Genomic DNA, 24,892 nt, shown 5'->3' on the forward strand with positions numbered 1-24,892 from the left:
GACCGCGCTCGGCGGGGTCCAAACAGGGGAGCAGGGGATATGACGCAGTCGGTCAGGAACGTGGCGGTCTTCTCCCTCGGCGGCACGATCGCCATGACCACCGATCCCACCACCGGAGGCGTCGTACCCGCCCTCTCAGCCCACGAACTCCTTGCCGCGGTACCCGCCCTGGCCACGAGCGGCATCGGCCTCAAGGTGCGCGACTTCCGACGTCTGCCCGGCGCCTCCCTGACCTTCGAGGACCTCACCGCACTGTCGGCCGCGATCACGGCGGAGCTGGAGACCGGAGACCTCGACGGCGTCGTCATCACCCAGGGCACCGACACCATCGAGGAGACCGCCTTCCTCCTCGACCTCTACCACGGTCACGAGCAGCCGGTCGTCGTCACCGGTGCCATGCGCAACCCCACCCTGCCCGGCGCCGACGGCCCGGCCAACCTCCACGCCGCCATCGCGGCCGCCGCCGAGCCCGGCCTCAGCGGCGCCGGTTGCCTCGTCGTACTCGGCGACGAGATCCACTCGGCCCGGACCGTCCGCAAGTCCCACACCACCAGCCCGGCCGCCTTTGTCTCACCGGCGTGCGGCCCGATCGCGCGGATCGCGGAGAACAGGGTGCGGATGGTGAGCGGCCTGCCGCGCCGCGGACCGCTGGTGAGCGCCCCCGACCGTGAGGCGCGCGTCGGGCTCTACACCGTCACCCTCGGCGATGACGGAGCCTTGCTCGACCTGTGGGACGGCAACTGCGACGGACTCGTGGTCGCGGCCTTCGGCGTCGGCCACGTTCCGGAGCGCCTCGTCGAAGGGCTCACCAAGCTCGCGTCCCGCATCCCCGTGGTCCTCGCATCCCGCATCGGCAACGGACCCGTCCTGACCAACACGTACGGCTTCCCCGGCTCCGAGAAGGACCTCCTCGACCGCGGGCTCATCGGTGCCGGAGACCTCGGCCCGTACCAGGCGAGGCTCCTGCTGCAGGCCCTGCTCGCCCAGGGCGCCGACGGCGCGGCGGTCAGCGAGACCTTCACCACCGCCTCCGCCCGCTGATCCCACCACATCAGGAGACACCCGCACATGCGTGCTCACGAGCTGACCGTAGGCCGTACCTTCGGCGTCACCTTCGACCACGGGGAGGACTTCTTCGAGGCGCTGTCCACCTTCTGCCGGGACAACGGCGTACGGCAGGGGTACATCCCCTCGTTCATCGGAGCCTTCGCGGAGGCCGAGATCGTGGGCGCCTGCGAGAAGCTCGCGGACCCGGACGCACCGGTCTGGGCGAAGACGTACGTCACCAACGTCGAGGCGTTCGGCGCCGGCACCCTCGCCCACGACCCGGCCACCGGCGAGATACTCCCGCACATCCACGTCTCCGCCGGCCTGAAGGCCCAGTCGGCCGACGGCAGGACGAGCCACCTCCTCAGCGCCAAGGTCCAGTTCCTCAGCGAACTGCTGATCGTGGAGGTCGCGTCGCCCACCATGACCCGGCCCCGGAACCCGGACCTGTACGACGTACCGCTGCTCACGTTCGGCTGACCGGCAGGAGCCGGCGGAGCCAGGGGTGGTTGGGCGCGATCACCTTGATCGCGCCCGCAAGCCAAGCGCGTGCCGGAGCGTCGAGCAGCGGCAGTACCGCTTCGAAGTCGGTCTCGTCCTTGTCCCGGGTCGCCTTTGCCTTGTAGAAGAGCTGCACCTCGGGCGCGAGATACGGGATGCCTGCCTCGCTCGTTTGCCCGAGCTGGTCGATCGGGAGCCGGATTACCGGGGTGCGCCGCGAGACCCACTGGGTGCCCTCGACCTCGTCCAGCATGAGCTGCACCGACCAGGGCGCCTTGGACGTGCGGCGGCACCAGATGTCGTGGAGCGGCGGTCGAAGGACCTCTCCAGGACGCCACGGTCGCAACTCCCCCTGGCCGGGCGGATCCGCCACGTGCAGGTCCCAGTCGGCCAGCAGTTCATGTACGAGGGCCTGGTCACGTCGGAAAACGAGGACGTCGAGATCGCCGTGTGCGCGCAGCTCGCGGCCGACCGCGAGTTCGATCGCGTAGCCACCGGCGATCCACCACGGGAAGTCCGCCTTGGCGAAGACCGTGGCCACATCCTCGGGGCGCTCCGGCGCCCAACGTCCCAACACGTCAGCACTCACCCGCCCATACTCCCAATGATCCAGACGGGCGGGAGCGAAGGCCGACGGCGGGTCGGCGGTCTCGCTGGAGTGCCTTGTCGCTCGCTGGCCCCTCGCGCTCATAAACGCCCATGAGCACCATGAGCACCGGCGGCCATCGTTGAGTGCGTGACTTGCGACCGGCCTCGTGGCTGGTGCCTGAGCCACGATCCTCCCGGGGCCGCGCGCCCGAGGCCGGGGTGCTTCCTGCGGCCGTACGCCTCTCAGCGGTGTACCTGACGCGCGTCCGCGACCACGTCGCAGCTCCGGGAGACGGCCACCGACGTCACCCACAGGAGGTCCGCCACCCGATGATCAGCGCGCCGTCCGCCGCTTTCGGCCTCGTCTACCACTGGACCGACCACACCATCAACCCGACCGGAGAAGCCCGCGTGGTTCTGCGACGTGTCCTCAAGGATCTGGGCCTGTCAGGAGACGTCATCAGCGACGGAGTCCTGGCCGTCTCGGAGCTCGTGGCGAACGCGCACGAGCACGCGCGCGGCCCGTACGAGGTACACCTTCGATCTGCTGCGGGAAGATACATCTGCGAGATCCACGACGGGAATCCTCTTCTTCCTACGGACCTCTACCTGGCTGCCGTGCCCTCGCCGGAAGCCACCGCGTCGGAGGCAGTGAGCGGGCTGCTCACTGAGCGCGGACGGGGCCTGCACATCGTGAACGAGCTGACCCAGGGACAATGGGGGTTCCAGGTCACGAACTGCGGGACCAAGGCGGCCTGGGTAGTGCTGGCCGATGCTCCGGCTGCGCTGGCTACCCGAGGCGGACAGACGTGACGGACGTGCCGATGCGGGAAGCTACCCCTCGCTCACCTGTGAGCGGAGACGCTCGTTCTCCCTCTTCAGTGCGGCTACATGTTGCTCAAGCTCCGCACGGGTCGGCCTCTTTGGCGGCGGACAAGCCGCTGGCTTCGGAGGAGAGGGCGGTTGGCCGGCCAGCCCGATGGGCTCGAAGGCCACGATCGCTGATGGGTCCTTCCCGCACTCCGGGCACTGCATTGACGACGAGCCGTGCAGCGTGGGCTTGCCATTCTCACGATGCCGCCGAGTCTCGACGATGTGGCCGCAATAGAGCCGTACGCGCCACCGCATGATGTCGCGCTCAGGCGTCGGGCAGCTATGCAGCATGGCCAGTACCTTTTCTACGACAGCACGGCGATCTGCTGCGAGCACAGGGTCTGCCTGCTCTTCGGCCTTCTCCTCAGCGGCCTGCTTCTCCACACAACGTCTGATGTCTTCCCCTCTCTGTCAGTCTTGGGTGAGACGTCCCGCTTCGTCGGGTTAGCCTGAGAGGGCACGACAGGAGAACCACCCCCTCATGACCAGCACCAACCCCGCCGGACCCGACCCGGCTGCCCGGCCGAAGCGCCGCACCTTCAGTCCCGAGTACAAGCTGCGGATCGTGGCCGAGTACGACGCCGCGCCCAGGAACGAGAAGGGCGCGGTCCTGCGCCGCGAGCGGCTGTACCACTCGCACGTCAAGGAATGGCGGGCCGCGCGGGATGCCGGGGCCCTGGAGAAGCTGGTCGACAAGCGCACCAGCCCGGCGAGGCCGAAGAAGCCGGCAGCCGAAGCGGAGAACGAGAAGCTGCGCCGCCAGGTGGAGCGACTGGAGAAGGAACTGGCCCGGAACAAGGCCGCGCTGGAAGTTATGGGAAAAGCTTCCGCGCTCTTGGAAATGATCTCCGAGGGCGCGGACTGATCGCTGCCGCCGACCCGGTGGCCGACGACGCGTTCACCGGCGTCGAGGGCGAGCTCGGTATCACGGCCGCCTGCCGGCTGACCGGCCGCTCCCGGGCCACCCACTACCGCCGGCTGCGGCCCCCACCAGAGCGAAAGCCCAGGAAACCACAGGTCCAGCCCTCGGCTCTCACCCCCGAGGAACGGGCGGCGGTACTGGAGCTGATGAACAGCGCCGAGCACGCCGAACTTCCTCCCGCGCAGATCTGGGCCCGCGAGCTGGATGCCGGGCGCTACCACTGCTCCGTCTCCACGATGTACCGGATCCTGCGCGAGAAGGGACAGACGGGCGAGCGACGCCGCCAGGCCACCCACCCGGCGAAGTCGGTGCCCGAACTGGTCGCCACCAGGCCCTCGCAGGTATTCACCTGGGACATCACCAAGGCGGCCGGACCGGTCAAGGGCGTCTGGTACCACGCCTACGTCATCATCGACATCTTCAGCCGCTACATCGTCGGCCACACCGTTGAGGCCGCCGAATCAGCCGCACGCGCCGAGGAGTTGATCCGGGAGACCATCCGCCGCAACGGCATCGTGCCCGAGACCGTGCATGCCGACCGCGGCACCTCGATGACCTCCAAGAAGGTCTCGCAGCTGCTGATCGACCTCGGCGTCACCCGGTCACACTCGCGGCCGAAGACCTCCAACGACAACCCCTACAGCGAGGCCCACTTCAAGACCACGAAGTACATGTCCGACTACCCCGAACGCTTCGACTCGCTGGCCCATGCCCGCGAGTGGTTCGACGCGTTCATCGCGTACTACAACCACGAGCACCGGCACTCGGGCATCGGCTGGCACACACCCGCCAGCGTGCACTTCGGCACCGCCGAGGAGGTTCGCGACCAGCGGGCCGTCACCCTCGCCGACGCATACGCCCGCCACCCCGAACGCTTCGGCCGCCGCCCCCGACCACCCCGGATACCCCAGCAGGCATGGATCAACGACCCGGCCAAGCGCAGGGAACCCGCACCACAAACCTCATAGCGTCACGACCGTCTCACTGGACTTGAAATCTTCCGCTTCCGACTGCTTCTGCTGTCGGTGATCGGCTCGGGTGAGCTGGTAGTCCTCCAGCGGACAGCCGTAGCTCTCATACTCCACCTCCCGCATGGCCGAAACCGTAGCGTTGGGCAGCGGAAAGTTCAGGCAGAGTTCGCTCCCGATCGGCCTTGATGCCGCCCTGAGCAGAGCTGACGGTCGACGAGAGCGAAATGGTCGTACGCGACTGATTGGACTCCGTGATCAGCCCGGAGCCTGCTCGGCCAACTACCGCCGCGGGCGGTTGGTCCGTCCTGGGGCGGCGGCAGGGCCGGCCTGCTGCAGCGCAGGAGTCGCGCTTCCCGCAGGCCATGCTCCTGTGGTCGAGCGCCGTCGGGCGGCTTCGGCACGGCGGTTGGGAACGGGGTTGCGGCCGGTGTGCTGGATACGGGTGATCAGGACACGGGCCGGATGGCGGGCGCTGGTCAGCTCGCGCTGTGCGGCGGCCTCCTTGAGAAGCTGGTGGGGTTGGTGGCCGACGGCCTCGGCCTCGGCGAGGACCGTGGCGAGGGCGGGCCAGCTGGCGTCGGTGAGGATCCGCTCGGCATGGTCGGGGACGGCTGTGCGGACGTCGTCGGTCAGAGTGCGACGGGCCTCTTGTTTCGGCTGGCGGCGTTCCAGTTCTGCGAGTGTGGGGACAAGGGCGTGGTCGGCGGCGGCCTGGAGGTGCTGGACAGCCTGGCGGGCGGCGTCGGCCTGGTGGGCGTGCTGCATCGCCTCGTGCCAGCGTCCGGCGACGATGGTCGCCCAGACGAGAGCTGCGACGAGAGCTGCGAGGGCGCTGCCTTCGGGGCCGGTGGCGGTGCTGACGATGTCGCGAGCCGCAGAACGCAGGGCGTGGGCAGAGCGGTCTTCGGCTCGGATCTGGGAGCGCTGGGCTCGGGCGAACGCCTTGGACGCGGCCTGAAGTTCGCCGCGCAGATCTGCTGGGGCCTTCTGCGCGGTGGCTTCCATCAATTCGCCAAGGGCTGCGATGTGAGCCTGGGCTCGCGCGTCTCCGTATCCGTCTTGGTCACCAGTGTCGGTGCCGGTGATCTCTGTGTGGAGGGTGTCGAGGGCTTCGGTGGCCTGATGCCAGGCAGTGGCGGGGCGGTTGCGCCGGGCGGTGGGGTGTTCCTCGGGGACGCTGGTCTCCAGGCGAGCCTTCAGCTTGGGCAGGGACAGGTCGGGGGCGATCTTCCCGCCGGGGTGGTAGATCTGCTCGCCGTCCTTGTTCAGGTCGCCGGGGCGGCCTACGGCGTAGCCGAGGAGGTCTCCTGAGGGGCCGCGGCGGGGCTTGACCAGGATGTCTCCGGCTTCGAGGTAGGCGAGGAGTTGTTCGGCGCTGGTGGCCTGCGGGATGGCGGCGTGGATGCGGTCCTGGAGCCACTCGCGGCTGGTCTGCTCCCAGCCGAGGCGCTCGGCTTTGTGCATCTCGGCTTGGGTGGGCCGCCGGGTGGCGGTGCGGTCGCCCTTCCTCAGGCGGCGTAGCCCGTAGTCTTTCTCGATCTGACGGCATTCGTCGCCGATGCGGATGCCGCTGTCGTGGAGTTTGGGTCGGCGGCCGTCCTCGCGGACGGTGGTGGCGAGGATGTGGATGTGGTCGTCGGCGTGGCGGACGGCGATCCAGCGGCAGGCCAGGTCGTCGCCGTCAGGGGCGATGCCTGCTGCCTGGACGATGCGCTGGGCGATCTCGCCCCACTCGGTGTCGGAGAGGTAGCGGTCTTCGGGTGCTGCGCGGACGGGGCAGTGCCAGACATGGTCGGTGACAGGCTTGCCAAACTCGCTATTCCGCAGGCGCGCGGGCTCGTCGAGGTGGTGGCCGAGTCCGGTCAGGGTGGCGTGTTCGTCGCGGCCAGGGTCGGGCATGCCGAGCATGGCGAAGGCAGCGACGAGGTGCGGGTCGAGGTGTTCGTCGTGCCGGCCGGGACCGTAGAGGTAGGCGAGCAGACCGCGGGTGTTGGACCCGGCCGGTTTGATGGCGGCGATCACGCGGACCATTCCTCCCTCGAGTCGGTGGGCTGACGCAGGGCCTCGGCGATCAAGGTGAGCAGGCGGCGGAGTTCGTCAAGGCGCTGGCGAATGTCGGGCGGGGTGAGGTCGCTGTTGAGGGCGCGGGCGATCTGATTGACGTTGACTCCGATGCGGTTGAGGGCGCGCAGGACCTGGGCACGGAACATGTGGGTGCGGCGGCGGTCCTCGGACAGGGGGAGGTTCGCGCTGAAGCGGCCGTCGATGAAGGCGAGGACGATGTCGGCGGCGAAGCCGGATTCGCCCTTGTAGCCGTGCTCGGCTGCGGCCTCCTGCAAGCTGGTGCGCTCGTCGTCGGTGAAGCGCAAGGGCCCGACGCGCTTGGTGCGCTTGTCGCCGGTGAACCGGCGGATCGTGGGCTGGACGCTCTGCACAGAGGGTTCGCCGACGAGGGGAACGTCAGTAGGCGTCGGGCGGAGGATCGCTTGCTGGGCGGCGTGAAGGTTGTCCGAGTCGGGGTCTTCCTCGGCCACGGGGACCTGGTCCGGCGCCCCCTGGCGCTGGGCCTTCTCCGCCACCCCCGGGGCGGAGACCCCCGAAGACCGGCCATGAGTCGGACTCGGGGTACTACTGGCTCCGCCAGGAGCCGTCCGTCCGAACGCCCGCCGTAGACGTTCTGTCAGCGTAGGTGATTTCGTCAGTGTCAGCGGCGATCCGATGCCGGCGCCGGGATGGTGCGGGTTATGGGTCACGGATAGTGCTCCGGAGAAGTGCGGGCGGGAAGATGGCGTGCGAGGGTCACGGCTACGGCCGTAGGTGGGAATAAGTGATCAAGCGGAGAGGCGGGCACCGCCCTGACCGGTGGCCGGAGGAGTTCCGGCCACCGGTTGGCGGGCGATCAGCCGACGTTCCGACCGGCGCCGGGTTCCGACCGGAGGATTTCCATGACTTCGGTCAGCCTCTGGCCGCCGACCGTGTGGCCCTTGTCCCGTATGGCCTGTTGGACGATGCCCCGTGTGAGCTTGTGCTTCTCGGCTGCGGCGATCCGCCCGATCTCGACCAGTTCTTCGACCGTTGCGCTGACCGGACGGCCGCCTCGCGGAAGGCTCTTTGAGATCCCGGGCAGCGTGGTCCGGTGGACGGACGCGGTGGCTGGCGGTTGTCCGGGGTGTGCGGGCGGCAGGGCAGGCGGTTCCGGCTTCTCGACGGAACCGGTGGCGGGCCGGTCGGAAGCCCGGTCGACCAGTTGGTGGATCTGCCGCATCAGCACTCCGAAAGCCAGCAGGGCTGCGGTCGGGGGAACCGCCGCGACCACGTAGTCGAGCAGGGGTGCGACACTCTCGTTGCCCGTGCCGCTCACCCCGGCCACGTTGAGCGCAATGGAACCGGCCGATCCGATGGCGGTCAGAGCGACCGCCCACCAGTCGGTCACCCGGCGTAGGCCGGCGCGGAGCATCAGCAGTTCGCCCGCGACGATGAACGCGTCCAGGGTCGCGGGCCAGGCCCATTGCCGGACCGGGGAACTTCCCAGCCCATGCTGCCCGGCTACTTGGGCGAGGTGTGCGTAGGAGAGCCAGAAGCCGCCGGCCGTGAGGGCGACGATGACTGTTCCGGCCGCGACGAGGGCATATCGCTCGGCGGCATGCTGAGGCGTTGCTTCTCGCCTCGTTTCCCGTGCGCGCTTGGTGCGGGGCGTCTCGTGAGACTGCTGGGAGGTGTCGTGGGGTGCGGCGGGTGTGGTCATGCGGGGTTTCTCCGAGGTGGTTCTGCGGAGGCGATCACGGCGTTCACGGAGGGGGCGTACACGTGAGCCCCCTTCTAGAGAGGGGCTCACGCGTGAACGCTGGGGTGCGTGTACGGCGTGAACGATCGCGTGATCGTCTGACCTGGGGTTTTGTGCCTGGCGTGTACGCCTGCGGGGATGGCGTGGGCCGGTGGGCGGGGGAGGGGGGCGTGTACGCCCTCGTGTACGGTCCCGGTGTCCGGCGGTGAGGTCAGGAGACGGCGCCGATATGGCGGACCGAGGCGTGGTAGCGGGTCTGCTGGCCGCCTCCAGTGCCCCCTGCGGCTCCTTCGGCCTTGTCCGCGAGCCCTGCCCTGACGAGGCGGTCCAGGGTGCGCCTGGCTTTCTCGGTGGCTGAGCGCTCGGGGTTGTTATGGCCGCTTTGGATCATGGCGAGTTCGCGCACGGTCAGGCCGTCGGGTCGTTGTCGCAGGATGGAAACCGGGTCGAGGGCAGGGTCGAGCGTCGAGGTGCCTCGTTCGTGGTCGTGGATGACCTGGAGGGGGCCGATCTCGCCGGTGGGGGTTTTGAGGTGGTGCAGGGTGACGGCGAGGTCGCCGGCCTCCCCGGAGACGAAGAGGACGCTGCCCGCGCCGGAGGTGATCCAGGTGGATCCGTAGACGCGGTCCAGGGTGGGCTTCTGGGCGCGTGGGGCCCCCTCGGTGGCCTTGCGCTGGTGGTGGAGTTCCATGATCTCGACGCCGTTGCGCATGGCTCGCTGGCGGGCGTTGTTGTAGGCGACGCCAAGGGCGTCGTCGACCAGCGTGCTCACCGCGTCCTTGAGGCTGTCGATCACGATCGTGTCGGCCTGGTGAGCGGCAGCGAGGTCCGCCAGGAGATCGGGCTCCTTGTCCAGGGTGGCGGGCAGAGGGCCCTGCCAGACAGCGAGACCGTCGCGCAAGCGGTGTTCGTGCTCGGGAACGACGCTGCGGGCCATGGCCCGGGCGATCTGCTTGTACCGGTCCAGTGCCAGATACAGCACTCGCCGACTCGGTGCGACCGGCATGTCCAGGACGCTGTCCGCCAGGCCCAAGCGGGCAAGGATCACCTGGTGGGCCAGGGTGGTCTTCCCGACACCAGGCGCTCCGACGATCATCAGGCTCTCGCCCGAGGACCAGGCCGTCTGCTCCCGCGTGCCCCATAGCGGCTCGGCGTCGGCGCCTGTCTCGGTGACGAAGCGCCATCCGTCGGTGATGAAGCGGGAGAGCCGACCTTGGCCGGAGGCGAGTGCACGCTCGCGCTCGATCCGGACCTCTGCTTCGACCTCGCTGCGGATGGCGTCCGGGTCCGCACCCGGTTCCATCGTGCGCTGGGCGGTCCGCATGCCGGAGGTACGCAAGCGGCGCAGATCGGCCATCCGGCGCACGATACCCGCATAGTAGGCGGCGCTGCTGACCGAGGGCACGACGTCGGCGAGCTGGTGGACGTGCACCACTCCTCCGACCCGCTCCAGGTCGTCTTGCGCGCGTAGTTGGTGCGACAAGGCGATGGGGTCGGTCGGCTTGTCCTCGCCGTACAGAGCGAGGATGGCCCGCCAGACCGTCTCGTGCGCGGGGCGGTAGAAGTCGGCCGCGTCGAGCAGTTGGCGTACTTCGTCGATCACCGCCGCGTCGTGCATGCAAGCGCCCAGCACGGCAGCCTCGGCATCGACGTCGTGCGGCGGAACCACGGTGAGGTCACCCGCCATGGGCTGGCGGCCGGCGTCCGCGAGGTGTGGCGCGTTCGGCCGGGGTTCGTCCATACTGGACATTGAGCTCCTCAACTTGCGGGCCGTACGGGACGGCGAATCCCAGGCCACGCGGGTCAATCGTTCAGGGATGGGCGGTTACGAGAGTTCGTGCTTGGCCCCCGACGTTCGTAGCGTCGGGGGCTTTTTGCGTTCACGCACGTTCGAGGGCGGACAACCACAGTACCTGACGTTTTTGGAAGCGCAACGGTTGCATTCCGCTCCGGAATGGTGTTTAGTTTTCACCATCACCCCGGCTGTCCGTCGGGCCCCGGCAAGGAGGTGCAGAAGTGAGCAGTGACGAAGGCGCCTCCCGCGCGGGGCCTGACCGCCCGCTGGCCGAAGATCACGTCGCGGAGCGCATCAAGCTCGAACGCGAGGCCCGTGGATGGAGCACGGTCACGCTCGCCGAGCGAATGGCCGACGCCGGCCACCCGGTCAACCAGTCCGCCATCTGGCGCATCGAGAGCGGCAAGCCACGGCGGCGGGTCAACCTCGATGAGGCGCTCGGCTTCTGCAAGGTCTTCGACCTGACCTTCGACGAGCTGACCAGCCCGCCGGGGCAGCTCGCCAATCCGCTGGTCCGTCGTCTCGTCGGCGAGTACGTCGCGAGATGGAAGGAATGGCGGGCCCTGGGCAAGGACATGCGCCGGATCCAGGACGAACTCGCGGCGTACACGGACGCCAACCCCAACCAGGAAGACATGGTCAAGGCTCTGCTGACCCACGAGCTGGCCGTCGCCTCCAACGGCGAGTTCCATCACCACCGCGGCGCCCCGACACAGCTCCGCAGCTTCCTCGGTGAGCGCATGGACGCGCCGACCGAACAGAGCTGACTCGGCCCCTCGCTGCTACGAACAGCGCGGGTCTTGCCGTCTCCCGCTCCTTCTCTTCACGCCCATCCCTGAACGACTTGCCGGGCCCTATCGGGATTCGCCGTCCCATGGCCCGCCAGGAGAGGACCCTCCCTTGCCCCGAACCGAACTGCCGCTTGCCCAGATAGCCGACCTGCTGAATGTTCCCGAAGACGCCCTGCGGAGCCTGATATCCGAACGTCGTCCAGCCGGAGGGGACACGACGCTCGTAGCCCTCACCGTTGCCGAGGCCGCGCGACGGATCGGTATCGGCCGCACGAAGCTTTACGAGTACGTCACCTCCGGCGAGATCGCCTCGGTCAAGATCGGCAGCCTGCGCCGCATCCCAGCGGAGGCGGTGAACGAGTTTCTGGCCCGACGGCTCACGGCCAGCGACTTTGGGACCGCAGCATGACGCGGGGCGCGACGGCGAAAAGCCGCCAGCCCAACGGCGCTTCCAGCATCTATCTCGGCAAGGACGGGCGCTGGCACGGACGCGTCACCGTCGGCGTCAAGGACGACGGAAAGCCCGATCGCCGCCACGTCAGCCGCAAGACGCGTGCCGAGGTCACCAAAGTCGTACGGGAGCTGGAGCGGCAGCGCGACAAGGGCGCAGTCCGTAAGGCCGGCCAGAACTGGACGCTGGAGACATGGCTGACCCACTGGGTCGAGAACATAGCGGCGCCGAACGTTTCCGAGAACACCATCGACGGCTATCGCGTCGCGGTGAACCACCACCTCATCCCCGGCCTCGGTGCCCACCGCCTGGAGAAGCTGGAGCCGGAACACCTGGAGCGCTTCTACAAGAAGATGCAGGAGGCTGGCAGCGCTGCCGGCACCGCGCACCAGACCCACCGCACCATTCGCACCGCTCTTAACGAGGCCGTGCGCCGTGGCCACCTCACCCGCAACCCGGCCACGATTGCGAAGGCCCCACGCCTCGAAGAGGACGAAGTCGAGCCGTACTCGGTCGAGGAGGTCCAGCGCCTCCTGGCAGAAGCGGGGAAGCACCGCAACGCAGCCCGCTGGGTCATCGCCTTGGCGCTCGGCCTTCGCCAGGGCGAGGTCCTCGGCATGCAGTGGACTGACGTGGACTTCGAGCTTGGCGTGATCCGTGTTCGGCGAGGTCGTTTGCGGCCCCGGTACCAACACGGATGTGGCGACCGCTGCGGGCGCAAGCCCGGCTTCTGCCCGCAGAAGATCAACGTCCGGCGCGAGACCAAGAACGTGAAGTCACGGGCTGGGCAGCGACCCATCGGTGCCCCGGACGAGCTGATGGCCCTGCTCCGCCGGCACAAGGAGGAGCAGGGCCGGGAGCGTGCTCTAGCTCGGGACCTCTGGACGGACAAGGGGTACGTCTTCACCTCGCCGGTCGGTGAACCCTTGAACCCGAACACCGACTTCCACCGCTGGAAGGACCTGCTGAAGGCTGCGGGGGTCCGTGACGGCCGTCTCCATGACGCCCGCCACACCGCGGCGACCGTCCTGCTCATCCTCGGCGTCTCCGACGCTGTCGTCGACGCCATCATGGGCTGGGAGCCCGGCAAGTCCGCTCGGATGCGTCGCCGCTACCAGCACATGACCGGCCCCGTCCTGCAGCAGACGGCCGCCAAGATCGGTGCCCTGCTCTGGGCCGCGCCTGCGGACGTGTCGGTGGAGGCCGACTCCGGGACCGTCCTGAGCCCCGGTGCTGCCTTGGTTGACTCAGCGGTCTACCTTTCCGACCTCGGTGGGCGACGCCTGGCCTTTGCCTCCCGAGAGCACGCCCAGCGTGTGGTTACCCAGTGGGGCGAGGACCGGCCCGGTCAAGCGGCTCAGGTTGAGGAGCTGGAGCGGGAACAGTGGGAGGACGAGGCGGGTGACGGCATTCAGTTCATCCGCCACGAGATCCCCGACCGCCGGATGGTGCACCACGCCCATGCCGTGTTCCTGGCGGGAGGTGAACGGCTCAACGTCGGAAATCCTGCCGAATGGTCAACGTGGGCATGGGAATTCGAGCCCGACCTGTACACGGACCTGCCGGTGCGTTGGCACACTTCGCGTCGGCCAGGCCAGGAGATCGAGGCCCACGTGCGTGGCACGGACAAGGACGCCGTCTCGTCGGCCTACATGAAGGCGTGCGCACAGGCTGCGGACCGCGCGCGGAACCCCGGCACGTACGGCGACGGGCAGAGGTAGGGGTCCCCGCCCCTTCGAAGGGAACCGAATACGGGGCCTCGACCAAGTTGGTCGAGGCCCCGTTCGTCATTCCTAGCCGGGAAGCCCGAGCTCCTTCAGATACGTGAGGCGGGCAGTTATGGCTGCTGAGAAGTGCCGCCAGTCAAGGCTCTCCACCAGCTCGATGGGCTTGGGCTCCGCTGCCGACGACGTGACGTAGCACGCGGCGTCGTACAACTGCTCCGCCACGAGGCGCTCACAGAAGATCCCGCAGCGGTCCTGGTAGGAAGTTCCGTGCCAGTGCGAGTCGCTAGGCAGAGCGCCCTTCGCGATCCTGACCGGGTTCCGGGACTTCTTGTGGTCCTCCATGATGAAGAAATAGCCGAGCCAGGGCCTCTCTTTCGGATACAGGTCCGCCAGGGCAGCACGTCGCAGATCCACCGCGCTGCCGAGCGCCTCCTCGACCCTGTTGTTGTAGTTGTTGCCGAAGGAGGGTGCACCCAGCGCCTTGAGTTCGAAGGCCGCGACAAGGACGCCCTCGTGGGCGACCACTAGGTCCCACTGCTTCTGGGGGCGGTAGTAACCGGGGAGTTCGAGACCTTGCTTCTTGGTGACCCGGATGCTGTCGGGCGGATAGCCGGCATCGAGGAAGAACTTCGCCAAGAGGATCGCGATCGCATCGAAGTGCTTACCGCCCCGCACCGATCCGGCTGTGCCGGCACCGACCGCAGCCTTGATCGCGGACTGTTCGCGCTGGAGCTTCTTGGCACCCCAGTAGGTCGCTATCGCGTCCTCGAAATCCTGGCGGGTGACCGTCAAGATCCGTCCTCCTAGTCAGGCAGTTCGGCAAGTCCGTAGACGCGCAGGGCGGCCTCCGTGGCGGCCCTCACGTCTCGCTTGTCGAAGGCTGCCGCCAGGGCGTCCCGGTCACGCTCGTTGATCGCTGCCGGGTCAGGAACCCGGATCTTGCGGAGGTACTGAGCCTGGAAGCGGAGGGTCCCCCCTCGCATCTTGACCGCGTACGCCTCCACGAATGCTTCCGCGACCTTGGAGAGGAGCAGGCCACCCAGCACGCGCATGTCCCAGACGTCCGAGACGATGAAGTACAGGTTGTGGTGAGGGTACAGTCCGCCCTCGTCGAGTACCGGATGGATCGTCAGCTTCATGTCTGGGAACAGCAGCTTGGGCCGCCGGGTCAGCGCGTGATCGACCTTGTCGATGGTCTTGTACCAGCGGTGGGGCTGCTTCACCGCCACGTAGCGCTTGCGCAGCGCTGCGCCGTTTTTGTCGAGATACCGGGCCAGCCGGGGATACGCAGTCAGGTCGACCAGGTCGCCGCTGGCCGACCAGGGATTGACCAGGTAGGTGCCGTTCCAGTCCAGGGTCCCGCTTGTGGTGTCGCGGACCATAGCCATCGGTAGCAGTCGGTCGTCCTCGATCAACTTGCCGTCATTGGTGAGGAAGATCTTGTCGGCGCCAGTGGCGATGCCGATGCCGACTCGGGTACCAGTGCCGTCGTTCTCAAGCAGTTGGAAGCGCTCCGTCAGCTCTTCGAGGACGGCCAGCCGGGCTGGGGAGGCGCTCGGCCACGAGTCCTCGTCCGGGAACCAGTGCGGCATGCGAGCGGCCTGAAAGGCGTTGGTCGCAATCGCTTCAGCTTGATCGCTTCCGTACCAGCGCGTGAACTCCGTTGCCTGGGGGGCTCCGAACGCCCGCGTGGTGTCCGCTGCCACAGCGGCGCCCTGAGGCCGCTTGCTGATCAGAGTGATGGCGGGGTACGCGGAAACCTGGTCGTCGAAGGCATCCACGTCGTGCATGACCAGAGCCAGGTCCATGCTGAAGTTCTTGGTCACCAGTTGGCGGAGCCGCCGGCCGTACTGATTGCGCATCCAGCGGTCCGCGCAGATGAAGCCCAGCTGTCCTCCTGGCCCGAGGCTGCGGAGCGCGACTTCGAAGAAGCCGACGTAGATGTCGGCACGGCCGCCCATGGTCGGGCATGCGTGGCGGTAGACCGCCATCCGGTCGGCGGGGACGTCCTCCAGGCGGATGTAGGGCGGGTTGCCGATCACGTAGTCCGCGTGCTGGGTCGCCTCGGGCTGAAGTAGGTAGTCCCCCTGCTCGACCCAGGACTCCGCCACCTGCTGGGCTTCTGCTGGGTCCCAGCCATCGCCGACCAAGTGCTTCTCGACTACATCCCGGCTCCTGCGGACATTGCGCTCCAGCAGGTCGAGCGCACGCACAGCCCCGCGTGCGTCACCGATGGGGCGGCTCTGCTCCCGGCAGGATGCACTGATCCGCGAAGCCACGGCTCCCAGAAACGCTCCTGAACCGCAGGCGGGCTCCACGAGCTTCAGATCGCAGAGGGGCTTGTCCGAGGTGTAGCCCACGAGGTCGAGGATCAGATCGACGACCCAGCGCCGCGTGAACACCTCGCCGTGCTCCACGGTCTCCTCGGGAACCGAGGGGAGGGAGTGGAGGGTGGTGTCGAAGAACAGGGGAGTGGCCACGTCTTGACACTACTAGGGAGGATTTCGGCCATGGGAGTTATCCACAGGGGTGCTCGCTCTCAACGGAGTGATCTGTTCCATCTGCGGAGCATCGGGCTCGTGGGACTTGTGGGATCGACATCCACCCGTACCCATGATCAACGAAAGCGCGCTCTGGCTCGTCGGCCTTGAGGGGGCGCACGGCGGAGAGAGCGGACCAGCAACCGAGCCGATGCGTCACCTCGGAGCAACTGAGACCAAAACTGAGACCACCAACGTCGAAGGGCCCCGCAGCAAGCTGCGGGGCCCTTCGACGTATTGCCCGGTGAGAGCAATGGCGGAGGATACGAGATTCGAACTCGTGAGGGGTTGCCCCCAACACGCTTTCCAAGCGTGCGCCCTAGGCCACTAGGCGAATCCTCCGCCGCAAACAATACAAGACGTTGGAGGGTGCTCGCGAACATGTTCCCCGGAGATCGTCCGGAGAGCTGCTGCGGGGCGTCCGGCGGGGGTGGGTGGGTGGACCGGAGGGGGTGGGGATCCGCTAAGGTGGGCGTCAGCCCCTCACGTGGCGCTATCTGACTGAACTCCCCCAGGGCCGGAAGGCAGCAAGGGTAGGTCGGCTCTGGCGGGTGCGTGGGGGGCCCTTTGCGTTTCGGGGCCGGTTGCGCGTACGGGACCGGTTGGGTGGACGGCGGCGCGTGCTGGTCGGAGGCCTTGAGGGGTGGGGGCTCGGGCGGCGTGGGGCCGGTTGTCGGTCGGTCCCGATAACCTCGTAGGTGTGTCGTCCCTTGCGCTGTACCGCCGCTACCGCCCCGAGTCGTTCGCCGAGGTCATCGGTCAGGAGCATGTCACTGACCCGCTCCAGCAGGCCCTGCGGAACAACCGGGTCAATCACGCGTACCTGTTCAGCGGGCCGCGCGGCTGTGGAAAGACGACCAGTGCGCGCATCCTCGCCCGCTGCCTGAACTGCGAGCAGGGGCCCACGCCCACGCCGTGCGGGGAGTGCCAGTCGTGCCAGGACCTCGCGCGCAACGGGCCGGGTTCCATCGATGTGATCGAGATCGACGCCGCCTCGCACGGTGGTGTGGACGACGCCCGTGATCTGCGCGAGAAGGCGTTCTTCGGGCCCGCCTCCAGTCGCTACAAGATCTACATCATCGACGAGGCGCACATGGTCACCCCGGCGGGCTTCAACGCCCTGCTGAAGGTGGTCGAGGAGCCGCCGGAGCACCTCAAGTTCATCTTCGCGACCACGGAGCCCGAGAAGGTCATCGGGACGATCCGGTCGCGTACGCACCACTACCCGTTCCGGCTGGTGCCCCCGGGGACCCTGCGCAGCTACCTCGCCGACGTCTGCGGCAGGGAGAACAGCCCCGTCGAGGACGGCGTCCTCCCGCTCGTCGTGCGGGCCGGGGCCGGGTCGGTGCGTGACTCGATGTCCGTCATGGACCAGCTGCTGGCCGGTGCGGGCGACGACGGTGTGACATACGCCATGGCCACCTCGCTCCTCGGGTACACCGACGGCTCGCTGCTCGACTCGATCATCGACGCCTTCGCCGCCGGTGACGGGGCCGCCGCCTTCGAGGTCGTGGACCGGGTCATCGAGGGCGGCAACGACCCCCGCCGCTTCGTCGCGGACCTGCTGGAGCGCCTCCGCGACCTGGTGATCCTCGCCGCCGTGCCGGATGCCGGGGACAAGGGCCTCATCGACGCGCCCGCAGATGTGGTCGAGCGGATGCAGGCCCAGGCCTCCGTCTTCGGCGCCGCCGAGCTGAGCCGCGCCGCCGACCTGGTCAACGACGGGCTCACGGAGATGCGCGGGGCCACCTCGCCGCGCCTCCAGGTGGAGCTGATCTGCGCCCGGGTTCTGCTGCCCGCCGCCTACGACGACGAGCGGTCGATGCAGGCCCGGCTCGACCGGCTGGAGCGAGGGGCCCCGGCTGCCGCTGCCGCCTCGTTCGCCGTCCCGCCCGCCGCCGCGGCGCCGATGGGTTACGTACCGGGCCCCGAGGCCCACGCTCCCCAGGCAGCCCCCGTGGCCCCCGCCGGTCCGGACGCGGCCCGTGCCGCCGTACGGGGCGAGGCCCCCGCCCCCGGGATGCCCGCCCCCGGGACGCCCGCCCCCGGGACGCCTGCTGCCGCACCGCACGCCGCCCCCGCCGCCTACGCGCCGCCCGCCGCCTACGCGCCGCCCGCCGCCTACGCGCCGCCTGCCGCCGAGCCCGCCCCACAGGCCCCCGCCCCCGCCCAGGCCCCCGAGCCCGCCCAGCGGCCCGGTTCCTGGCCCGCCGCCGGCGGGGAGCAGGCCCGTCGCCCCGGCGGCTGGCCCACCGCGTCCGCCCCCGGCAGCGGCCCGGCCCCCGCCGCCCCGCCGCCCGCAGCCCCGTCGGCCGTCCCGGTCCCGGCGGCCCCCGCAGTGCCGGCCGCGCCCGAGGGCGGGCAGAGCATGGCCCAGGGCGCAGCCCAGGTGCGGAACATGTGGCCCGACATCCTGGAAGCGGTCAAGAACCGCCGGCGCTTCACCTGGATCCTGCTCAGCCAGAACGCCCAGGTCGCCGGGTTCGACGGAACGACGCTCCAGATCGGTTTCCTCAACGGGGGCGCCCGCGACAACTTCGCCAGCAGCGGCAGCGAGGAGGTCCTGAAGCAGGCCCTCGTCGAACGCTTCAACGCCCAGTGGCGCATCGAAGCGGTCGTCGACCCCTCCGGTGGCGGCGGGATGCCCCCGGGGCCCGGCGGAGGCGGCGGACGCCCCGCCCCGCAGTACCAGCCCGCCCCGGCGGCACCGGCTGCCCCGGTCGCGTACGAGCCCCGGCCCCAGCACGCCGCCCCGCAGCAGCCCTCGTCCCCGCCGCAGGGGCAGCACGCGCCGCCGGCCCCGCAGTCGCCGTCGCCCTCCGCCCCGCCGCAGGGCCGGGAGGCCGCGCCCGCCCCCGAGGCCTCCCCCAGTTCGTACGGGGCGGAGCCGCCGCGATCCGTGTCCCCCGAGGACGACACCCCGGAGGCCGACGATCCGGATCTCGTCGACTCCGCGCTCTCCGGTCATGAGCTGATCGTCCGCGAGCTGGGCGCCACGGTGGTCGAGGAGTTCGCCAACGAGCAGTGAGGCGCCGGCCGGGCGGTCAGCGGCCGGAGACCGCCCCACCGCCCGGTGGGCTGGAGACCGCCCCACCGCCCGGTGGGCTGGAGACCGCCCCACCGCCCGGTGGGCTGGACACCGCCTCACCACCCGGTGGGCTGGACACCGCCTCACCGCCCGGTGGTCGGATACCGCCCCACCGCCCGGTGGTCGGACACTGCCTCCACTGCTCGGTGGCCGGAGACGCACCGCTCGCCCAGTGGACGGTGACGGTGGCCGGAGACCGCGGGCCGGTGGCCACGGCATCGCCGTGAGCCGGCCTCCGGCTGGCGGCTGGCGGCCACGGGCTCACCCCGAGCCTGCCTCCGGCTGTCGGCGGCCGCCACGGGTTCACCCCGAGCCTCGTGCACGGACCGACGGCCACCGGCTCACCGGCTCACCCCGAGCCTGTCCACGGACCGGCTGCCGTCGGGGCTCCGCGCGCCCGGCGGCTAGGCTGCACCCGTGAAGGTCCTCGTCATCGGCGGCGGCGCCCGCGAACACGCCCTGTGCCGCTCTCTGTCCCTCGACCCCGATGTCACCGCTCTGTACTGCGCCCCCGGCAACGCCGGCATCGCAGAGGTGGCCGAACTGCACCCGGTCGACGCGCTCGACGGTGACGCCGTCGCGCGCCTCGCGACCGAGCTGGGCGCCGGGCTGGTGGTCGTCGGCCCGGAGGCGCCGCTCGTCGCCGGGGTCGCCGACGCCGTACGCGCGGCCGGCATCCCCTGCTTCGGCCCCTCCGGCGAAGCCGCGCAGCTGGAAGGCTCCAAGGCGTTCGCCAAGGACATCATGGCCGGCGCCGGTGTGCCCACCGCCCGCAGCTACGTCTGCACCACCCCCGCGGAGATCGACGAGGCCCTCGACGCCTTCGGCGCCCCGTACGTCGTCAAGGACGACGGCCTCGCGGCCGGCAAGGGCGTCGTCGTCACCGACGACCTGGCCGCGGCCCGCGCCCACGCGCTGTCCTGCGACCGCGTGGTCATCGAGGAGTTCCTCGACGGCCCCGAGGTCAGCCTCTTCGCGATCACCGACGGCACCACCGTGCTGCCGCTCCAGCCCGCCCAGGACTTCAAGCGCGCCCTGGACGGCGACGAGGGCCCGAACACCGGCGGCATGGGCGCCTACTCCCCGCTCCCGTGGGCGGACCCCAAGCTGGTCGACGAGGTCCTCCAGACCGTGCTCCAGCCGACCGTCGACGAGCTGCGCCGCCGGGGTACGCCCTTCTCCGGGCTGCTCTACGCGGGCCTCGCGATCACCTCGCGCGGCGTACGGGTCATCGAGTTCAACGCCCGCTTCGGCGACCCGGAGACCCAGGTGGTGCTGGCCCGGCTGAAGACCCCGCTGGCCGGTGTCCTGCTCGCCTCCGCCAACGGCACCCTCGACGTCCTCCCGCCGCTGAACTGGCGCGACGACGCCGCGGTCACCGTGGTCATCGCCTCGTACAACTACCCGGACACCCCGCGCACCGGCGACCCGATCGACGGGCTCGCGGACGTCGCGGCGCAGGACGCCCCCGACGCGTACGTCCTGCACGCCGGGACCCGCGCCGTGGGCGACGCGGTGCTCAGCGCGGGCGGCCGGGTGCTCTCGGTGACCGCGACCGGCAAGGACCTCACGGCGGCCCGGGAGCGCGCCTACACCGCGCTCGGCCGGATCCGTCTGGACGGCTCCCAGCACCGTACGGACATCGCCCTCAAGGCCTCCCAGGGCTGACCCCCTTAACGCGTCCCGCAGGCGACCGGGGCTTCGCGGGTCTCCGGGCTCCGCGGGTCCCCGGGCTCCGCAAGTCCCCGGGCTCCGCAGCAGCCCCTCCGCCCGCTCCCGTACGTCACCGGCGTACGCGGAGGGCGCGAGGGGCTGCTCCCTGTCCGCCCGCCCCCGCCGGCCGCTTGCCCACGGACGCGGACACGTCAGCAGCTTTACCCAAAGCCATTCCATCGGGTGACGACTGGGCCATCCGGATGACGGCTGCCGGAGCCCCAACTAGGGTGCGGCGCAAGCGTTCCGGCACTTGGCCCACCGGCATTGCGATGTCAGTGACGGATGCCACAGTGGGGGAGTGAGCAACACCGTCGTGGGGCAGAGGGGGTGACGTCCGGCCGTGTCCGGTATCGATGTGGGTGAGGAGCTGGGTGCGCGGGCCGCACAGGCCCGAGCGCTCTGCCTGCTGCGGATCCGCAGCAGGGCACTGGCCGTGGCGATCCTGCCCGCGGCCGTCGCCGTCGTGCTGTTCGCGGCGGGTGCCCAGGGCCATCTGGCCGGTCCGGCCTGGGACGCCGTGCGCTGGACGGTCCTCGGCGTCGCGGTCGTCGTGCTGCTGGTGACCGTCCTGGTCGCCGTCTCCGTGGCCCGTGCGCGGCCCGCCATGAGTCCGACCGTCCCCGTGCCGGAGGAAGGGGCCCCCGACCTCTACCGCCTGGTCCGGGACCTGGCCGACCGGCTCGACGTGCCCGCACCCTCGGCCATAGCGCTGACCCCGGACTGCGACAGCTGGCTGGAGGACCGGACGCACCGCGCGCTGCGGAGGGGCCCGGGGGCCTCGGCGGAGGCCGGGGACACCTCCCCCGTCCTGGTCATCGGCTCGCCGTTCCTGTGGTGGATGCGGGTCGCCGAGCTCCGCGCGGTCCTCGCCCCCGTGGTGGCGGGCACCGGCCCGTCCGCGCACCCCGACATAGCCGCCGCCCGCCGCTTCGTACGCGGTCTGGACGCGGCGATCGCCGATGCCGCCGCCCCCGGCCGGGGCGCGGTGCGCGGGGCGCCGCTCGCCTTCGCCGGCTGGGTCGCCCGGCTGCTGCTGCGGGCCTGCCGGGGCCATGCCGCCGAGATGGAGCGCTGTGTGGCCTCCGCCGCGTCCACGCGGGCCCGGACGGTCGACTACGGGCTGCGCATCGCCGCCCAGGAGCAGGTCGGTCTCGCCTACGCCGGCTGGGACCGGCTGCTGACCCGGGTGGCGCTGCCCGCCTGGCGGATGGGCCGCTGGCCCTCTCGGCTGGACGCCGGGGTCGTCTCCGCGCTCACCGAGCTCTCCCGCCGGGACCGGCTGGCCGACGGCTTCGCCCTGCGCCTCGGCGAGCGGCCCGCGTGCGACCTGCTCGAAGAGCCCGGGGTGGCCGACGAGGCGGCGTCCCTGCTCGCCGCCCGGCTCTTCCACGGCGGCCCCGCCGAGAGCGGTCCGGGCTGGGCGCCGGTGGACTGGCAGCAGTATCCCGACGAGGTCGTCGACCGGAAGTGGCGTACGGAAGCGGCCCGGCTGCACCGGGTCCTGGACACCCTGGGCGTCCCCCGGGCCTCCTCCGCCGACCCGGCCGTCCCCACCCTGGCCCGGGTCATGGAGCACCTGTCCGGTTCCGGCGGACCCGGCGGTCCGGGCGAGGAGCTCGCGGCGGGCATCGGTGCCGCGGTCGCCCGTGAGGAGTCCAAGACCCCCGGGCGCGGCGGACCGGGGCAGGGCGGGTCGGCTCAGGGCGGGGCGGAGTCCGGCGGGCCGGGGCACGGCGGACCGGAGTCCGGCGGGGCCGACGACCCCCTCGACCTCTGGGGACCGGGGCCGCTGCCCCTTTTCCCGCTCCAGCCGCCGCGTACGGGCACCGAGCTGCTCGCCGACCACGTCGCGGCCATGGTCTGCTGCGCGGCTGTGGACACGGCGGGCGCGGCCCCCGGCCTGGACTGGCTGGACGGCCCCGCGCTGCTCGTCGGCGGAGAGCGCCGGGCGGACCTCGCGACTCCGGTTCTCAGCCTCGTCGAGGACGGCGATCCGGACCCGCTGCTGTCCTGGCTGGCCGAGGTGGGCGTGCGCTCCGACAAGCCGGTCCGCCTGGTGTGAGCGCGTACGCGAACGCGGCACCGCCGGGCCCGTCACACCTGCCGCGAGGCCGCGCCCGACCCGGGATCGTCACGCGAACGCGGAACCCTGCCCGGGCCCGTCACACCTGCCGCGAGGCCGCACCCGACCCGGGACCGTCACGCGTACCGCGAGGCCGTGCCCGACCCCGGGACCGTCACGCGTACCGCGACGCCCGCCCCCCGGTACCGTCACGCGAACGCGGAACCCTGCCCGGGTCCGCCACACCTGCCGCGAGGCCGCACCCCACCCGGGGCCCTCACGCGTACCGCGAGTCCACATCCCCGGGCCGTCACGCGAACGCGACACCCCAGCCCGGAGCCGCCACACGCACCGCGAGGCGCACCCCCGGAGGGAAAGGTTCCGTTTCCGTCAATTCACGACGAAGGGTGACGGGCCGCATGCGTTATGTGATGTGCTGGGGATCGGCGCTGACATTCGGCGCACCGGAGTTGTCCGGAGGATCCCCGGAGTCGTCCGGCTCCGGGGGAGCCGAGGGAGGGGCGCGGCAATGGGGGCGGAGCAGATTCGCCGGTGGGAGTCGGGTGCCCTCGCGCACGCGGTGAGCGATCCCTTCGGGCAGGGCCCGCTGCCCTGGCTGCGCGGCAGTGAGAACTACTTCGACGACACCGGCCAGGTCGTCCCCTGGTACGCCGACCTCGCCCGCTCCACCGGCGGCGGCACCCGTACCGCCGACGACGTGCACCGCCAGATCAAGGGCTTCGTCTCGCCCGGAGCGGTGGCCCCCGGTGAGGCCATCGACTTCCACATCACCGTGGACCCGCCCCAGCAGTTCTCCGTCGACGTCTACCGGATCGGTCATTACGGCGGCGACGGCGCGGCCAAGATCGCCACCAGCCCGCGGCTCTCCGGCATTGTCCAGCCCCCGCCGCTCGCCGCCGACCGGACCGTCTCCTGCCACCACTGGTGGATGTCCTGGCGGCTCCAGATCCCGGGCTACTGGTCGGTCGGCGCCTATGTGGCCGTCCTGACCACCGCGGACGGCTACCGCTCGCACATCCCCTTCACCGTGCGCCACGACCACCCCGCCGACCTGCTGCTTCTGCTGCCCGACGTCACCTGGCAGGCGTACAACCTCTACCCGGAGGACGGCCGTACCGGCGCCAGCCTCTACCACGCGTGGGACGAGCGGGGGCGGCTGCTCGGCGAGGAGGACGCCGCCGTCACGATCTCCTTCGACCGCCCGTACGCCGGGGCCGGCCTGCCGCTGCACGTGGGACACGCGTACGACTTCATCCGCTGGGCCGAGCGGTACGGCTACGACCTCGCCTACGCCGACGCCCGCGACCTGCACGCGGGCCGCGTCGACCCCAGCCGCTACCGGGGCCTGGTCTTCCCCGGCCACGACGAGTACTGGTCGCTGCCGATGCGCCGGGCCGCCGAGCGCGCCCGGGACTCCGGCACCTCCCTCGTCTTCCTCTCCGCCAACACCATGTACTGGCAGGTGGGCCTCGCCCCGTCCGCCTCCGGTGAGGCGGACCGGCTGCTGACCTGCCGCAAGCGCCGGGGGCCCGGGAAGTCCGCCCTGTGGCGCGAGGTGGACCGGCCCGAGCAGCAGCTCCTGGGCATCCAGTACGCGGGCCGGGTGCCCGATCCCCGCCCGCTGGTCGTGCGCAACGCCGAGCACTGGCTCTGGGACTCCACGGGCGCGGTCGAGGGCGACGAGATCTCGGGCCTGGTCGCCGGTGAGGCCGACCGCTACTTTCCGCGTACGAGCCTGCCGGAGCACGACAACCGGATCCTGCTCGCCCACTCGCCGTACGAGGACTCCGAGGGCGCCACCCGCCACCAGGAGACCTCGCTCTACCAGGCCCCCTCCGGCGCGCTCGTCTTCGCCTCCGGCACCTTCGCCTGGTCCCCGGCCCTGGACCGCCCCGGGCACACCGACCCCCGGATCCAGCGGGCCACGGCCAACCTTCTCGACCGGATCTGCAAGCGCGACTGACCCGGGTCCGTGAGACGCGAGGCCGGCCGGCCGGGCCCCGCGCGAAGACCGC

21 protein-coding genes, 1 tRNA gene and 1 other RNA gene are annotated in these 24,892 nt (G+C 70.5%); 13 read left to right on the forward strand and 10 right to left on the reverse strand.

The window, feature by feature from the left end; genetic code table 11:
• Positions 1-39: 39 nt before the first annotated feature.
• Positions 40-1,041: an asparaginase gene (locus ACGF2Y_RS04540; protein ID WP_392943227.1), complete on the forward strand. Its 1,002-nt coding sequence runs from the start codon at positions 40-42 to the stop codon at positions 1,039-1,041.
• A 27-nt stretch (positions 1,042-1,068) separates the two neighbouring features.
• Entirely contained in the window at positions 1,069-1,527 is a 459-nt protein-coding gene (locus ACGF2Y_RS04545) for a PPC domain-containing DNA-binding protein (protein ID WP_392943228.1), read from the forward strand.
• On the opposite strand, the gene ACGF2Y_RS04550 is transcribed toward ACGF2Y_RS04545, so the two are convergent.
• Positions 1,514-2,137 (reverse strand): nucleotidyltransferase domain-containing protein, encoded by a 624-nt coding sequence (locus ACGF2Y_RS04550; protein ID WP_392943229.1) that lies wholly within the window; start codon positions 2,135-2,137, stop codon positions 1,514-1,516. The two genes, ACGF2Y_RS04545 and ACGF2Y_RS04550, sit on opposite strands and share 14 nt — an antisense overlap.
• 329 nt (positions 2,138-2,466) lie before the next feature.
• Between ACGF2Y_RS04550 and ACGF2Y_RS04555 the strand changes: the two genes are divergently transcribed.
• Complete coding sequence (locus ACGF2Y_RS04555) at positions 2,467-2,949, forward strand: ATP-binding protein (protein ID WP_358375608.1); 483 nt, start codon at positions 2,467-2,469, stop codon at positions 2,947-2,949.
• 21 nt (positions 2,950-2,970) lie between these two features.
• Here ACGF2Y_RS04555 and ACGF2Y_RS04560 read toward each other — a convergent pair whose 3' ends face one another.
• Positions 2,971-3,393, reverse strand: coding sequence for a hypothetical protein (locus ACGF2Y_RS04560; RefSeq protein WP_392943230.1), 423 nt, complete (start codon positions 3,391-3,393; stop codon positions 2,971-2,973).
• A gap of 97 nt (positions 3,394-3,490) precedes the next feature.
• Between ACGF2Y_RS04560 and ACGF2Y_RS04565 the strand changes: the two genes are divergently transcribed.
• Both ACGF2Y_RS04565 and ACGF2Y_RS04570 read left to right on the forward strand, forming a co-directional pair.
• Complete coding sequence (locus tag ACGF2Y_RS04565; protein ID WP_392943231.1) at positions 3,491-3,874, forward strand: hypothetical protein; 384 nt, start codon at positions 3,491-3,493, stop codon at positions 3,872-3,874.
• A 17-nt stretch (positions 3,875-3,891) separates the two neighbouring features.
• Positions 3,892-4,899: an IS3 family transposase gene (locus ACGF2Y_RS04570; RefSeq protein ID WP_392943232.1), complete on the forward strand. Its 1,008-nt coding sequence runs from the start codon at positions 3,892-3,894 to the stop codon at positions 4,897-4,899.
• Here ACGF2Y_RS04570 and ACGF2Y_RS04575 read toward each other — a convergent pair.
• From ACGF2Y_RS04575 to ACGF2Y_RS04595, 5 genes are all read right to left on the reverse strand, one after another.
• Positions 4,894-5,025: a hypothetical protein gene (locus ACGF2Y_RS04575; protein WP_392943233.1), complete on the reverse strand. Its 132-nt coding sequence runs from the start codon at positions 5,023-5,025 to the stop codon at positions 4,894-4,896. The genes ACGF2Y_RS04570 and ACGF2Y_RS04575 overlap by 6 nt on opposite strands.
• 156 nt (positions 5,026-5,181) lie before the next feature.
• On the reverse strand, positions 5,182-6,924 hold the full coding sequence (locus ACGF2Y_RS04580; protein ID WP_392943234.1) for a relaxase/mobilization nuclease domain-containing protein: 1,743 nt from the start codon (positions 6,922-6,924) through the stop codon (positions 5,182-5,184).
• Entirely contained in the window at positions 6,921-7,481 is a 561-nt protein-coding gene (locus ACGF2Y_RS04585; protein ID WP_392943235.1) for a MobC family plasmid mobilization relaxosome protein, read from the reverse strand. The genes ACGF2Y_RS04580 and ACGF2Y_RS04585 overlap by 4 nt, the downstream gene beginning before the upstream one ends.
• 320 nt (positions 7,482-7,801) lie before the next feature.
• Positions 7,802-8,647, reverse strand: coding sequence for a DUF2637 domain-containing protein (locus ACGF2Y_RS04590; RefSeq protein ID WP_392943236.1), 846 nt, complete (start codon positions 8,645-8,647; stop codon positions 7,802-7,804).
• Between the two features lie 250 nt (positions 8,648-8,897).
• The gene (locus tag ACGF2Y_RS04595) at positions 8,898-10,427 is read right to left on the reverse strand and encodes a DnaB-like helicase N-terminal domain-containing protein (RefSeq protein ID WP_392943237.1); all 1,530 of its coding nucleotides are present in this window, start codon (positions 10,425-10,427) and stop codon (positions 8,898-8,900) included.
• A 275-nt stretch (positions 10,428-10,702) separates the two neighbouring features.
• Between ACGF2Y_RS04595 and ACGF2Y_RS04600 the strand changes: the two genes are divergently transcribed.
• The 3 genes from ACGF2Y_RS04600 to ACGF2Y_RS04610 all read left to right on the forward strand — a co-directional run bounded on the left by ACGF2Y_RS04600 (position 10,703) and on the right by ACGF2Y_RS04610 (position 13,444).
• Positions 10,703-11,248: a helix-turn-helix domain-containing protein gene (locus tag ACGF2Y_RS04600; RefSeq protein ID WP_392943238.1), complete on the forward strand. Its 546-nt coding sequence runs from the start codon at positions 10,703-10,705 to the stop codon at positions 11,246-11,248.
• A gap of 133 nt (positions 11,249-11,381) precedes the next feature.
• Positions 11,382-11,681, forward strand: a complete 300-nt coding sequence (locus ACGF2Y_RS04605; protein ID WP_392943239.1) for a helix-turn-helix domain-containing protein — start codon at positions 11,382-11,384, stop codon at positions 11,679-11,681.
• The gene (locus ACGF2Y_RS04610; RefSeq protein ID WP_392943240.1) at positions 11,678-13,444 is read left to right on the forward strand and encodes a tyrosine-type recombinase/integrase; all 1,767 of its coding nucleotides are present in this window, start codon (positions 11,678-11,680) and stop codon (positions 13,442-13,444) included. Before ACGF2Y_RS04605 ends, ACGF2Y_RS04610 begins: the two co-directional genes overlap by 4 nt.
• A 72-nt stretch (positions 13,445-13,516) precedes the next feature.
• On the opposite strand, the gene ACGF2Y_RS04615 is transcribed toward ACGF2Y_RS04610, so the two are convergent.
• The 3 genes from ACGF2Y_RS04615 to ACGF2Y_RS04625 all read right to left on the reverse strand — a co-directional run bounded on the left by ACGF2Y_RS04615 (position 13,517) and on the right by ACGF2Y_RS04625 (position 16,332).
• Complete coding sequence (locus ACGF2Y_RS04615; RefSeq protein WP_392943241.1) at positions 13,517-14,242, reverse strand: PaeR7I family type II restriction endonuclease; 726 nt, start codon at positions 14,240-14,242, stop codon at positions 13,517-13,519.
• An 11-nt stretch (positions 14,243-14,253) separates the two neighbouring features.
• Positions 14,254-15,867, reverse strand: a complete 1,614-nt coding sequence (locus tag ACGF2Y_RS04620; protein ID WP_392943242.1) for an Eco57I restriction-modification methylase domain-containing protein — start codon at positions 15,865-15,867, stop codon at positions 14,254-14,256.
• A 377-nt stretch (positions 15,868-16,244) separates the two neighbouring features.
• A tRNA-Ser gene (locus ACGF2Y_RS04625) sits at positions 16,245-16,332 on the reverse strand.
• Between the two features lie 133 nt (positions 16,333-16,465).
• Here ACGF2Y_RS04625 and ffs point away from each other — a divergent pair.
• From ffs to ACGF2Y_RS04650, 5 genes are all read left to right on the forward strand, one after another.
• An RNA gene (gene ffs / locus ACGF2Y_RS04630) (signal recognition particle sRNA small type) lies at positions 16,466-16,560 on the forward strand.
• A 130-nt stretch (positions 16,561-16,690) separates the two neighbouring features.
• Entirely contained in the window at positions 16,691-19,018 is a 2,328-nt protein-coding gene (locus ACGF2Y_RS04635) for a DNA polymerase III subunit gamma and tau (protein WP_392943243.1), read from the forward strand.
• Positions 19,019-19,495: 477 nt separating this feature from the next.
• The gene (gene purD / locus ACGF2Y_RS04640) at positions 19,496-20,746 is read left to right on the forward strand and encodes a phosphoribosylamine--glycine ligase (RefSeq protein ID WP_392943244.1); all 1,251 of its coding nucleotides are present in this window, start codon (positions 19,496-19,498) and stop codon (positions 20,744-20,746) included.
• A 388-nt stretch (positions 20,747-21,134) separates the two neighbouring features.
• Positions 21,135-22,856 (forward strand): hypothetical protein, encoded by a 1,722-nt coding sequence (locus ACGF2Y_RS04645; protein WP_392943245.1) that lies wholly within the window; start codon positions 21,135-21,137, stop codon positions 22,854-22,856.
• A gap of 529 nt (positions 22,857-23,385) precedes the next feature.
• Positions 23,386-24,840 (forward strand): N,N-dimethylformamidase beta subunit family domain-containing protein, encoded by a 1,455-nt coding sequence (locus ACGF2Y_RS04650; protein ID WP_392943246.1) that lies wholly within the window; start codon positions 23,386-23,388, stop codon positions 24,838-24,840.
• Positions 24,841-24,892 lie beyond the last annotated feature (52 nt).

The sequence above is a fragment of the Streptomyces sp. NPDC048142 genome (assembly GCF_043202835.1).
In the GTDB taxonomy this organism is placed as follows: Bacteria; Actinomycetota; Actinomycetes; order Streptomycetales; family Streptomycetaceae; genus Streptomyces.